General features: G+C 71.2%; 10 protein-coding genes. 1 reads left to right on the plus strand and 9 read right to left on the minus strand.

Annotated elements, in window-relative coordinates; all coding sequences use genetic code 11:
* Positions 1-153: 153 nt before the first annotated feature.
* The gene (locus CC117_RS23165; RefSeq protein WP_071087560.1) at positions 154-591 is read right to left on the minus strand and encodes a hypothetical protein; all 438 of its coding nucleotides are present in this window, start codon (positions 589-591) and stop codon (positions 154-156) included.
* A 472-nt stretch (positions 592-1,063) separates the two neighbouring features.
* Here CC117_RS23165 and CC117_RS39955 point away from each other — a divergent pair, with 472 nt between their 5' ends.
* Positions 1,064-3,355 (plus strand): BTAD domain-containing putative transcriptional regulator, encoded by a 2,292-nt coding sequence (locus tag CC117_RS39955; protein WP_071087562.1) that lies wholly within the window; start codon positions 1,064-1,066, stop codon positions 3,353-3,355.
* A gap of 1 nt (position 3,356) precedes the next feature.
* Here CC117_RS39955 and recQ read toward each other — a convergent pair whose 3' ends face one another.
* The 8 genes from recQ to CC117_RS23210 form a co-directional block, all read right to left on the minus strand.
* Positions 3,357-5,234: a DNA helicase RecQ gene (gene recQ, locus CC117_RS23175; RefSeq protein ID WP_071087564.1), complete on the minus strand. Its 1,878-nt coding sequence runs from the start codon at positions 5,232-5,234 to the stop codon at positions 3,357-3,359.
* Between the two features lie 137 nt (positions 5,235-5,371).
* Positions 5,372-6,391 carry a phosphotransferase family protein gene (locus CC117_RS23180; protein WP_071087565.1) on the minus strand — a complete coding sequence of 340 codons (1,020 nt, stop codon included), beginning with the start codon at positions 6,389-6,391 and terminating at the stop codon, positions 5,372-5,374.
* A gap of 119 nt (positions 6,392-6,510) precedes the next feature.
* Positions 6,511-6,759 (minus strand): hypothetical protein, encoded by a 249-nt coding sequence (locus tag CC117_RS23185; protein ID WP_071087567.1) that lies wholly within the window; start codon positions 6,757-6,759, stop codon positions 6,511-6,513.
* 88 nt (positions 6,760-6,847) lie between these two features.
* On the minus strand, positions 6,848-7,888 hold the full coding sequence (locus CC117_RS23190) for a LacI family DNA-binding transcriptional regulator (RefSeq protein WP_071087569.1): 1,041 nt from the start codon (positions 7,886-7,888) through the stop codon (positions 6,848-6,850).
* On the minus strand, positions 7,885-9,390 hold the full coding sequence (locus CC117_RS23195; RefSeq protein WP_071087570.1) for a GH1 family beta-glucosidase: 1,506 nt from the start codon (positions 9,388-9,390) through the stop codon (positions 7,885-7,887). Before CC117_RS23195 ends, CC117_RS23190 begins: the two co-directional genes overlap by 4 nt.
* Positions 9,387-10,226 carry a carbohydrate ABC transporter permease gene (locus CC117_RS23200; RefSeq protein ID WP_071087572.1) on the minus strand — a complete coding sequence of 280 codons (840 nt, stop codon included), beginning with the start codon at positions 10,224-10,226 and terminating at the stop codon, positions 9,387-9,389. Before CC117_RS23200 ends, CC117_RS23195 begins: the two co-directional genes overlap by 4 nt.
* On the minus strand, positions 10,223-11,278 hold the full coding sequence (locus tag CC117_RS23205) for a carbohydrate ABC transporter permease (protein WP_071087574.1): 1,056 nt from the start codon (positions 11,276-11,278) through the stop codon (positions 10,223-10,225). Before CC117_RS23205 ends, CC117_RS23200 begins: the two co-directional genes overlap by 4 nt.
* A gap of 92 nt (positions 11,279-11,370) precedes the next feature.
* A complete protein-coding gene (locus tag CC117_RS23210; protein WP_241830344.1) occupies positions 11,371-12,639 on the minus strand; it encodes an ABC transporter substrate-binding protein in 1,269 nt (422 codons plus the stop codon).
* Positions 12,640-12,669: the final 30 nt, after the last annotated feature.

A 12,669-nucleotide genomic window follows, 5' to 3' on the forward strand; every position in this document is an offset into this window, starting at 1 on the left:
TCCGTCGCTGCCCGCCGGTGATGGTGTCGGGCACCGGCGGGGGAGGGCGTTCCGGCTGGGGGCGTTTCGGGCTGCGCGCGGCCGATGTCACCACCGGCCGCGCGCGGAGGGCGGCCTCGGGGCTGCGGGAGCCGTGCTGGGGTGAGCTGCCGACTACGGCTCGTAGATCTGGATGGTGCGGGGCTGGGTGAAGGCGGTGAGCGGGTAGCGGCGCTGCGGAAGGGGCGGCGCGTTCAGGGCGAAGGTGACGACTGCGCCGATCTGGTAGATGCCGGCCGGCAGGCTGCTGGCGGGGATCTTCTGCTCCGTGACCGCCTGGGCGTAGGTGTGCTGGCCGAAGACCGTCGCGCCGCTTCGGGTCGGGATCTGGTAGGTCGGCTGTGGCACGTCGAGGGCGTTCAGCCAGTACTTCACGGAGTAGCTCAGATAATCCTCGAGCACGTGGATCTCGTACGTGAAGAGCTCGAACTCGACCCAGACGGTGAACGGGTCGCCCACTTCGATGATGTTGGCCGGGCCAAATCCGGTGTCATCCACCACCTCCACGAATTCGCTGATCGTGATCTTGCCCTGCTGTTCTCCGTCAACCACCGGTGCATTCCCTTCGTTTCGGCGTCTGTGCCGGCGGCAGGTGCGCGCCGGGCTGTGTCCCTGTGTAGACCCGGCCGATTAATGATCATGTGACCCTGGCTTAAGAGCCGGCGGATGCTGGTTAAGTGCGGGAATCCCGGTACCTCTGGAGAAGTAATGCCTGTTCAGAGGGCTGTGGYTGGAACCTGTCCGTCGAGGGCGCGGATGCTGGCTGCTGTCCGGCCGGCCGGATGCTCCTCGCCTCGCGCCGGATGGGGCGCTGCGTGGTAGCGGCTGCCCGCGCTGCGGAAAGATGTCCGCCAGTGGTGCGGCGGGGAAGTCAAGTGGGGGTGAGCACGCCCTCGAAGGCTGGTATTCCGTAGCGTCGGACGCATRGTTGCCGGCAATCACGCGTGCCGCCGGCCGGCGGGTGATAAAGATGGCATCGGCGCTCTGATTGTTTTCGCCGACTGCTGGGCCGCATGGGGGATGCATGCTCGCGGGCAAGGTACTGGAACCCGTCAGGGGGCAGGCCGTCGCCGCGCATTCCGTATTCACCGACGCGGCGCGCGGTGGTGTGACAGTGCTTGTCGTGCCCCCGGGGCGCCTGCTCACCGAGGGCCTGACGCAGTCACTGCTGGACGCCGGGCGCAGACCCGTCTGGCTCCGCCTGGGCACCGAGGACCGCGATCCGGCGACCCTGCTGCTGACGATGGTGGCCGCGGTACGGCGTCGGGTCCCCGGCTTCGGCGTGGATCTGCTGCGGGCCTCGGCGGCGAGACCGGGCCCGATCTTCGGCTGGGACAGGCTGTACCAGGCACTGGGCGAGGCCCTTGCCGGCTCCTTCCCGGCTGACGCGGCCCTGGTGATCGACCACGCGGACCGGGTGGATCCATACGGCCCCGCCCTGGAACTGGCCTGCCGCCATGTCATCGCAGCGCTGCCCGAGCACATTCCACGGGTGGTGATCGGGCACGCGGAGCTGCCGGCGACCCGCCTGCTGCGACCCGGTCGCGCGCCGACAGCACTGCCGGCACACACCGCTTCCTGGCCCGCCCTCCGGAACTGCGGGCTCGCGCTCCCCACGGGGCAGATCCCGCAGATGTGGCCGGCTCTCCGGGGCGGCCTGGGAACAGCCCCGGATACGGGGCCGTTCCCGGCCCCGGGCCTGGGGCCGGGAACGGGTCCGAGGCTCGGAGCGGGCGCAGGCCCGGGCCGTTGGCTGCGGCGGCGGCGCGCGACCGGGATGCTGCGCGGCTCGGCCGCCGTCCGGGCGGCACTCGCCTTCGCCCGGACGTCCCTCGCCGACGCCGACGTGGCCCAGGCCTTCCGCGGCTCGTCCTCGGCCGCGGTGCTGACGTCGCTGGCCCAGGCCGCCCTGGCCCGGGCGGACACCGGCGCGCGGAGGGCGCTTGCCCACATCCTGCAGGTGGGTTATGTCGCCCCCGCAGACCAGGACGCGGTCACCGGGCCGGTCCAGGGGCCGTGGTTCCAGCCTCTCGCCGACGGCTGGTGGCGGCTGCGGACGGTGTGGCATGGCCCGCTCGTCGCCGCGCTCGGTGACGACGCCCGGCTGGACCCCGCCACGCTGCGCGGCATCTCCGTCCGCCTGCTGCGGGAGGGAGCCGCGGAGATCGCGGTCCCGATGCTGATCGCGCTCGGCGACCAGCAGCTTCTCGTCGAGGCGCTCCGCCCGGCGGCGGCGGAGATGATCGGTAACGGTCAGTGGAGCACTCTCGGACGCTGGCTCGACGCCCTGCCCGCCGAGATCATCGAGGCTGAGCCGGCGCTCCTGGACGCGGCAGCGCACGTCACGTGGTCTCGTGGGAGAGCCGATCTCGCCCGGCGCTGGTTCGACGCGCGTCTCACCACCGCCTCCGGTGCGGACCAGGCCGACCTCGGTGTCATCACGCAGCGCCAGCCCGATATCGACATCGACCGCGACAGCCGCGGCCTGCCCCGCCCGGAGGCCGGGTCATCCCGTCCGGCGGGCGGGCCGTCGGAGACGGGCGTCACGGTGCCGGGTCGGCTGGAGCTGGTCGTCCACGTGCTCGGCCCGCTGGCGGCGGCGGTGAACGGCCAGCCGGTGGGTGGCTGGGGAGCGCGGCAGCGGTCCCTGCTCGCCTATCTGGTTCTGCACCGGGCCGCCGCCCCGCCGCGGGAGGTGGTCATGGAGGCGCTGTGGCCGGGCGCGGACCCGGCCGCGGCACGGAACAACCTGCAGGTGGCTGTCCACGGGCTGCGCCGTGTCTTCCGCGCGGTGACCAGCTCCGCGATCGTCGTGTTCGACCGTGGCGTCTACCAGCTCGCGCCCGAGATGGTGGTGTCGGTCGACCTGGACGCCTTCGAGGGCCACGTGCAGGCAGGGTGCCGCCTGGTCGACGCCGGGTGCCCCGACGAGGCGATCGTGCAGTGGGAGGCGGCGATGGCGCTCTACCGTGGTGACTTCCTCGCCGACGGCCGGTCGGATGACTGGGCTGTCCCGGCCCGCGAGCAGCTGCGCCTCACCTACCTGGACGCCCTCGACCAGCTCAGCGTCCTTTATCTGGACGCCGGCCGCCCTGCGATGTGCGCCCTGCTGTGCCGGCAGATCCTGGAGCGCGACCCCTGCCGGGAGGACGCGCACCGCCGCCTCATGCGGTCCTACAGCCGCCAGGGCCAGCCGCACCTCGCTCTGCTGCAGTTCCGCACCTGCGCCGACTTCCTGGCCCGGGAGCTGCGGGTGGCCCCGGCGCCGGCGACGGCCCGCCTGCACGAGAAGGTTCGCCGCCACGAGCCGATCTGAGTCACTCCGCCCGGTTCGGGTCATCCCCGGGCGGCGGTTCCTCCTCCGTGCACAGGCGCAGGATCTCGTCGCCGTACTTGGTGAGCTTGTTCTCGCCGACGCCGTTCACGGTCGCGAGATCGGCGAGGGATGCCGGCGCGACCGTGGCGATCTCCCGCAGGGTCGCGTCGTGGAAGATGATGTAGGCGGGGATGCTCTGCTCCTTGGCGGTGGCGGCCCGCCAGGCCCGGAGCCGCTCGAACAGCGGCATCGCGTGCTCGGGCAGCTCGACCGGTGCTGCCGCGCGGCGGTTCTTCGCCGCTGCCGCGGCCTTCGCGGGGCGCTGGGGTTCCCGGCGCATCGACACGGTGCGCTCCTTGCGCAGGACCTCCCCGCTCGCATCCGTGAGCAGGAGGGTGCCGTGATCGCCCTCGACCGTCAGCAGCCCCTGGGCAAGGAGCTGACGGACGACGCCCCGCCATTCGGCCTCGCCGAGCTCGGTGCCGATGCCGAACACGGTCAGGGTGTCGTGACCGTGCTGGCCGACCTTGGGGGTGCGCTTGCCGAGCAGGATGTCGATCACATGGCCGGCGCCGAACTTCTGCCGCCGCTCGCGATGCAGACGCAACACGGCGGAGAGCACCTTCTGCGCGGGGACAGTCGCATCCCACGACTGCTGGGGTTCCAGACAGGTGTCACAGTTCCCGCAGGGCGCCGACCGCGGCTGACCGAAGTAGGCCAGCAGCCCGACCCGGCGGCACTCCACCGTCTCGCACAGCGCGAACATCGCGTCCAGGTGGTGGCCGAGCCGCCGGCGGTGTGCCGCGTCGCCCTCCGAGGTGTCGATGAGCCGCCGGAGCTGGACGACGTCCTGCAGGCCGTAGGCGAGCCAGGCGGTGGAGCGCAGCCCGTCCCGCCCCGCGCGCCCCGTCTCCTGGTAGTAGCCCTCCACCGACTTGGGCAGGTCGAGATGGGCGACGAACCGGACGTCGGGCTTGTCGATCCCCATCCCGAACGCGATGGTCGCGACCATGACCAGGCCGTCCTCCCGCAGGAAGCGGGCCTGGTGCTCGGCGCGGACCCGGGCGTCGAGACCGGCGTGGTACGGCAGGGCCGCGATGCCGTTGGTGGCCAGGAAGTCCGCGATCTTCTCGACCGAGGCGCGGGACAGGCAGTAGACGATGCCCGCGTCGCCGGCATGCTCGGTGCGCAGGAACTCGAGGAGCTGGGCCTTCGGCTCCTTCTTCGGCACCATGCGGTACTGGATGTTCGGCCGGTCGAAGTCGGCGACGACATGGCGGGCGTTCTCGAGCCCGAGCCGGGCCGTGATCTCCTTGTGGGTCGCCGGGGTGGCGGTGGCGGTCAGCGCGATCCGCGGTACCTGCGGCCAGTGCTGGCTCAGCTCGGACAGCAGCAGGTAGTCGGGGCGGAAGTCGTGGCCCCACTGGGCGACGCAGTGCGCCTCGTCGATTGCGAAGAGCGCGATCTCGCCGCGGTCGAGCAGCTCCACGGTCGACCGCAGCCGCAGCCGTTCGGGTGCCAGGTAGAGCAGGTCGAGCTCGCCCGCGACGAACGCGGCCTCCACCTCGCGGCGCGCGCTGTCGTCCTGGGTGGAGTTGAGGAAGCCTGCCTGGACGCCGAGGGCGCGCAGCGCCTCCACCTGGTCCTGCATCAGAGCGATGAGCGGCGACACGACGACCCCGGTGCCGGGCCGGACCAGCGCCGGGATCTGGTAGCAGAGCGACTTGCCGCCGCCCGTCGGCATCAGGACCAGTGCGTCGCCTCCCGCGGCGACGTGCTCGATGATCTCCTGCTGGCCGTCGCGGAACGACTCGTAGCCGAAGACGCGGCGCAGCACGTCGGTGGCGTCACGCGGGGCGCGAACGGAAGGCAAGGTCACGGGGCCACTGTAGAAGGCGCCTCCCCGGCAGTGGCGAGCCGACCGGTGCCTGTGGACAACTCGTCCTCGATGAGACGGCAGGCGCGTACCGCCGGCGCCGCCACCTCCTCGCAACGCATCAGTGCCGCTGCCGGCTCCTACGACCAGCCGGTCCGAATCCGCAGCCAGTCGAGTGCGGCTCGCCCCTGGGCGGCCTGGAACGGCCGCAGCGTCGGAAGTCCAGGCGGGGCGGGCTGGAGCGACTGCCGGACGAAGAACCCGGCCAGGGCTGCGATGGTCGCGGTCACCGCGTCCGCGTCCGCGCCGCGTGCCACCGGATGGACATCGAAGACGTCCTCGGGGGCGGGACCGCCCTGCATCCGGACACTCGGCAGCATCGCGAGCAGGTCGAACCACGGCGCCGCGGCACACGCCCATGGCCAGTCGACCACCACGACCCGGTCCGGGGTGAGCAGGAGGTTGTCGGCACGCAGGTCGGCGTGGACGAGACTGTCTCCGGTGGCCGCGTCCGTCCATCTGGTCTCGAGATCCGCCAGGGCGTCCAGGTGTCGACAGGCCCACGGGTCGAGAGTTTCAAGATCATCTTTTGTGGTGGTGGCGTCCGGTGCGCGCCCGGCCGTCGGCGAGCCGGCGGCGAGCCGGCGCCATCCGCGGAGGTCCTCGCCGAACCGCTCGACGACCGTGGGGGCCTCGAGCGGCGACGGTGTCAGTACCGCGGCGAGGTCGGCGAGGGCGGCCAGGACCCGGTCGAGCTGGTCCTTCTTCCAGGGCAGGTCGGGCGGCGCTCCATCGACGTCCTCGAACACCAGGACCACCCAGCCGTGGGCTTCGAACGTCGCGATCAGACGCGGCGCGGGCGCGGCCAGCGGTAGTCGCGCCGCGATCCTCCCCTCGGCTCGGTGGAGGATGGGTGAATCGGGGTTGGGTCGCGGCCCCACCGCCTTGGCGAACACCCGTCTGCCGTCGGCGAGCCGCAGCCTGGCAGCGACGCCGGGGGAGAAACCGCCGGTCTGGGTGGTCGCCTCGGCTACCGGGGCGCCCAGGTGGGACTCGACCATGCGAGCCAGATCCGCTGGCACACCCGACCAGGGCAGCCGCATGCCGATCGCGGGTGGGGCGCCCTGTTCGTCCGCCTGGTCTCCAGCATGTTTCCGCATCGGAGCATGATCGCTTCGTGGCGTGCGTGAGCGCAACCGGGTTTCCCGGGCATGGTCACGCCGCGGGTCGGCCCGCCACCATCGTCACCAGCCCCCTCTCGACCCCGGTCAGGCAGAAATCAGGGCGCCGGTGCCGGGTGGGCGGCGACCCAGGCCGCGGCGACGGGAGACAGCTCGGGACGGGTGCTGCCGGGCGGATTCCAGATCAGCCCGCGGCGGGCCAGTGGCCTGGCGGTGACGGTGATGTTCTCGTCGCCGATGGTGTAGCAGTCCGAGATCCGCCCGCTGCGCCACCGGTACTCCACGCGGCGTGCCGCCACCGCCCGCAGCACATGCRCCTCACCCGGGCTGATCCTGATCTCCGCCACCGCCGACCTCCTCCCGCCATTGTCCCCGGTGGCGCTGCGCGCGGTGTCCCTTGGTGGCGCTGCGCGCGGTGTCCCACCGGGCTGCTGCTCAGGCGGACGAGCGGACCACCAGCTCGGTCGGCAGTACCACGGCTACCGGCTCACCCGGGCCGTCGCCGATGCGGCGCAGCAGCAGGCGGACCATCTCCTGGCCCAGCCGCTCCACCGGCTGGCGGATGGTCGTGAGCGGCGGATCGGTGTAGGCGGCGGGGGCCGCGTCGTCGAAGCCGATCACGGCGACCTCCTCGGGGACCCGCCGCCCCGCGGCGCGCAGGGCGCGCAGGGCGCCGAGGGCCATCAGGTCGGAGGCTGCGAACAGGGCGTCCAGGGTGGGGTGTTCGGCGAGCAGCCGGGCTGCGGCCGCCCGGCCACCTGCCTCGGTGAAGTCACCTGCCGCGATCCGGGTGGCGGCGTCGGGCAGGCCGGCCTCCAGCACCGCCTCGGTGTAGCCGCGGAGCCGGTCGACGCCGACACTCATGTCCAGCGGGCCGGCGATGGTGGCGAGCCTGCGCCGCCCGGTCGCCACCAGATGGCGGACCGCCAGCCCGGCCCCGCCGACGTTGTCGGCGTCGACGGAGTCGACCACCTCCCCGGTGAGCAGCCGCCCGGCCATCACCAGCGGCACGCCCGCCTTGGAGACCGAGGTGGCCAGCGTGTCGTCGCCGTGCAGCGAGAGGAGGAGCACGCCGTCGACGTGGCCGTTGCCGACGTAGCGCAGCGCGCGGTCGCGCTGCTGGTCACCCTGCACCTGGAGCAGGACGAGCTGGAGCTGGGTGAGGCTGAGGGCCTGGTTCGCGCCGCGCAGCACACTGGCGAAGAACGGGTCGGCGAAGACGGTGTCCGGCCGCTCGTGCGCGATCAGTGCGATGGTGTCGGTGCGCCGGGTGACCAGGCTGCGGGCCGCCCGGTTCGGGACGTAGCCGAGCGCCGTGATCGCCGCGGTGACTGCCTCGCGGGCTTCGGGGGAGACCCGCTCGGAGTCGTTCACCACCCGGGACACGGTCGCCCGCGACACCCCGGCGAGCTCGGCGACGGCCTCCAGCGTCGGCGCCCGCCGCTGCGCTGCGGACGGGCCCTCGTCGACGCTCATGACTGTCCGCTTGCCTCATGGCTGAGCCGCCCGGGGTGCCCGTCGCGCTCGCTGCGTGCACCGCGCCCGGTACCGGCACTGCCCGCGCGGTGCTCGCCGATCAGCCGTGAGTACCACAGCCCGCTGGATTTCGGCGTCCGCACAAGGGTGTCGAAGTCGACGTGCACGACCCCGAACCTCATCCGGTACCCCTCCGCCCATTCGTAGTTGTCGAGCAGCGACCAGACGAAGTATCCCCGAACATCAACGCCTTCCTCGGACGCCTGCCGCACGACGTCCAGGTGCTCGGCCAGGTACCGCAGCCGGAGCGGGTCGTGGACGGTGCCGTCCGCGGCGACCTCGTCGTCGTAGGCCGCCCCGTTCTCGTGGATGTAGAAAGGGACGCCTGGGTGGTCGGCGCCGAGCCGGCGCAGCAGGCGCAGGAAGCTGGCGGGGCGGACGGGCCAGCCGAGCGCGGTGACGTCATCGGTGGTCTCGACCCGGGTCATCGCGTCCGCACCGGCGAACGGGGTCGGCGCCGGGTTGGGGTCCGGGCCCGGCGCGACGAGGTGCGGGGCGTAGTAGTTCACCCCGATCCAGTCCACCGGGGCGGCGATGAGGGCGAGGTCGCCGTCCCGGACCGGCAGCTCGGCGCCGGCGCGGGCGAAGTCGGCGATCACGTCGGACGGGTAGACGCCGCGCAGGACCGGGTCCAGCCAGAGTCGGATCTGCTGCCCGTCCACCAGCCGGACGGCGTCCTCGGCGCCGCCGCCGACACCGGAGTCGGGCCCGGTCGTCCCGCCGTCGCCAGCCGGGGGCGGCTCGGCAGGGATGAGGTTGAGGGTCACGCCGACGTCGCCTGCGCCGTGGGTGCGCAGCATCGCCGTACCGAGGCCATGTGCCAGGAGCAGGTGGTGCACGCTGCGCACGGCAGCGCGGACGTCCCGCACACCGGGGGCGTGCCGCCCGGTGAGGTGGCCCTCGAACGCCGAGCACCACGGCTCGTTGAGTGTTGACCAGTGCCGGACCCGGTCACCGAGCGCGGTGACCACGTGCTCGGCGTAGTCGACGAAGCGCAGGGCGGTGTCCCGGTTGGGCCAGCCGCCCGCGTCCTGCAGCGGCTGCGGGAGGTCCCAGTGGTACAGCGTCAGCCACGGGTCGATACCGGCGGCGAGAAGCTCGTCGACCAGCCGGTCGTAGAAGGCCAGACCGCGCGGATTCACCGGCCCCGAACCGGACGGGACGACCCGCGGCCACGCGACGGAGAACCGGTAGGCGGTCAGGCCCAGGCGGGCCATGAGCGCGACGTCCTCACGGTAGCGGTGGAAATGGTCGGCGGCGATGTCACCGTTCTCGCCGTTCCAGGTCTTTCCCGGGGTGCGGGCGAAGGCGTCCCAGATCGACGGCCCGCGCCCGTCCTCGTCGAAGGCACCTTCGATCTGGTACGACGCCGTGGCGGCGCCCCAGACGAACTCCGCCGGAAGCCCGCCGGCTATCCGCGTCACGATCGGTTCGTTCGTCAACCCTTCACCGCGCCTTCCATGATGCCGCCGATGATCTGGCGGCCGAACAGGGCGAATATCACCAGGACGGGAAGCGTCCCGAGAGCGGTCCCGGCGAGGACAAGGGTGTTGTCCCGGTAGTGGCCGGAGGCCAGCGTGCTGAGCGCGACCTGGACCGTCGGGTTCTCGGAGTTCAGCACGATCAGCGGCCACATGAAGTCGTTCCAGGCCTGCATGAACGTGAGCAGCCCGAGCACCGCCAGCCCGGGCCGCAGGGCGGGCAGCGCGACGTGCCAGTACAGCCGCAGCGTGCCGCAGCCGTCCATGCGGCCCGCTTCGAGCAGTTCGTCGGGTACTGCCTGCAGGACGTTCTGCCGCATGAAGACGACGCCGAAGGCCGTCACCGCGGTCGGCAGCACCACCGAGACCAGGCGGTTCCCCCAGCCCAGCTCCTGCATCTCGATGTAGAGCGGGATGATGCCGAGCTGGATCGGCACCATCATGGTGGCGATCACGACCAGAAGGAGCGCGTTCCGCCCGCGGAACTTCAGCTTTGCGAACGCGAAACCGGCCAGCGAGCAGAAGAGAAGTGTGCAGAGGGTGATGGTGCCGGCGACGATGAACGAGTTCATCAGGGCTTTGCCGAAGTTGACGGTGTCGAAGACCCGGGCGGCGTTCGAGAGAAAGTGCCCGCCGGGCAGGAAGGGCGGCGGCAGCTGCCCGACCGCGTCGTTCGTCCGGGACGGGATCATGAACGTCCAGTAGACGGGGAACGCGGAGAGGAACACGACCACGAGCAGGAGTGGGTAGCGCAGCGGCCCGGAACGATCACCGGTGCCACGGATGCGGGAGGTCATCGGGAACCCCTGGTGAGGCGGGAGCTGTTGCGGGTGACGATGTAGGCGCCGGCCGCGAACACCACGGTCACCAGGAACATGAGCCAGGCGATGGCGGAGCCGTAGCCGAAGTTGTGCAGCCGGAAGCTCTCCTCGTAGAGCAGCAGCGCGAGGGTCTGGAACTGGBGGCTGTTACCGCCGGAGACACTGCCCGGCGAGGTGTCGAACAGCAGTGGTTCGGTGAAGAGCTGGATCTGCCCGATGATCGAGACGAGTGCCGTGAATGCGATGGTCGGGCGCAGTGCGGGCAGCGTGATGTGCCAGAGCTGGCGCCAGGTGCCCGCACCGTCCATGGCCGCGGCCTCGAAATGTTCGCGCGGGATCGCCTGCATCGCGGCCAGGTAGATCAGGGCGTTGTAGCCCGTCCACCGCCAGATCACCATCGCCGCGATGGCGATCTTGGATGTCCATTCGCCGGCCTGCCAGTTGATCGGGTCCAGGCCGACCGTGTCGAGCGCCCAGCTGATGAGGCCGAACTGGCGGCCGAAGATCTGGCTGAACACGATGGTCACCGCGACGATCGAGGTGATGTTGGGCAGAAGAACGCCCATCCGGAACAGGGTCCGCCCGCGCAGCCGTGCGTTGAGCGTGTGCGCGAGGACCAGTGCCAGCACCAGCTGCGGAACCGAGGACATCGCCATCAGCAGGAACGTGTTGCCGGCCGCGTTCCAGAAGAAGTCGTCGGACAGCAGGTCGGTGTAGTTGCGTAGACCGACGAACTTCTCGGCGCCGGGGCGGAGCATGTCCCGGTCCGTGAGCGATATCCAGGCGGTGTACAGCATCGGGAACAGCCCGAAGGCGATGAAGAGAACGAAGAACGGGGCGATGAGCCAGTAGGGGACCGTCGCCCGCGCGGCCCGCCGCAGCGCGGGCGGTCCGGTCCGGTCGGTCCGGTCGGTCCGGTCGGACCGGTCTGACCGGTCTGGTCCCGGCAGTTGGGGCGGTGGCGTGTCCGGCCCGGAACGGTCGGTGTGCCCGTCCCGCGCGGCACCCGCCGGTGTTGCGATTGTCATCGCCCTTCTCTCCTTCCCGTTCGGCCCGCCGGGCGCGGCGTCAACCTGGTGCCACGTCCGGCGGACCACTGCCGCCCGCGGGGCGGAAGATGTCAGCGGGCGGCCCGCTCCGCCTCCGCGACGGCTTCCCGGAAGGCGTCGGCGGGAGCCTGGTCCTCCTGCTCGATGCGCTGGATGCCGTGTTCCATCGCCTGCCGGATGGCGCCGTGCTTCGGTCCCTGGTACTGCGGGGTCAGGCTGACCGCGGACTCGCCGAAGATCTTTCCGGTCGGGGCGTCGTCGAAGAACGGGTTGGTGAACGTCTGGACCGCCGGACTCTCGATCGCCTGCACGCTGGAGGGGAAGTTCCCGGTCTCCTGGAAGATGCGGGTCTGCTGCTCCGGCGCGGTGAGGAAGGCGACCAGCTCGTAGGCCAGGTCCCGGTGGTCGCTCTGAGCGGGAATCGTCAGCCAGGAGCCGCCCCAGTTGCCGCTGCCCTCGGGAATCGCGGMGATGTTCCACTTCCCGGCGGTGTCCGGAGCGTTCTCCCTGAGGTAGCCCTGCATCCAGGCCGGGCAGGTGATCGTGGCGAAGGTCCCTTCCTTCATCGCCGTCACCCATTCGTCCTCGAACGCGACCAACCCGGCGGACTGCCCGTCCGCGATGGCCTGGGCGGTGGTGTCGAAGGCGGCCCTGACCTGCGGGTTCGACCCGACGATCACCTCCGTGGTCCCGGGGGTGTAGTAGCTCTCGTCGATCTGGAAGACCTGGGCGTTGTAGATGTTGGTGGCGGCGTCGAAGAAACTGACCCCGGTGTTCTTCGCCGTGAAGTCGCGGCCGGTTCGGAAGTAGTCGTTCCAGGTCGGCCAGAGCGCGCTCACGGCGGACGGTTCGGTGGGCAGGCCGGCGGCGGCGAGCAGGTCGGTGCGGTAGCACATCGCCAGGCCGCCGACGTCGGTTCCGAGGCCGATCTGCGACCGGCCGTCGGCGGACAGTGCCGCCGCCCACTTGAACTCGGGGTAGTCGGATTCCCGGTCGCCCGCGCCGAGGTCGAGCAGGTTGACGAACTGCTCCGGCGTCGCTTTCAGCTGCGCGATGAAACCCTCGTCGACCGCCTCGACATCGGCGGCGCCGGAGCCGGCGGCCAAATGGTTGACCAGGTTGTTGTGATGGTYGTTGTACTCGCTGACGGTCTCGACGATCTCGATGTCGGGGTGACTTGCCTCGAACTCCCTGTACAGCTCCGTGTAGCCGAAGACGCCGAACGTGTTGACGGTGAGCTTGGTCTTCCCTCCGTCGTCGCCGCAGGCGCTGGTCAGTAAGGCGATGGCCAGGACGGCTGCCCCGGCCATCGCCCCATGGCGGCCTCGTCGTGCCTTCATGAAGCCCTCCCTCTGGCTTCACGCCCACCG

The sequence above is a fragment of the Parafrankia colletiae genome (assembly GCF_001854655.1).
GTDB lineage: Bacteria > Actinomycetota > Actinomycetes > Frankiales > Frankiaceae > Parafrankia > Parafrankia colletiae.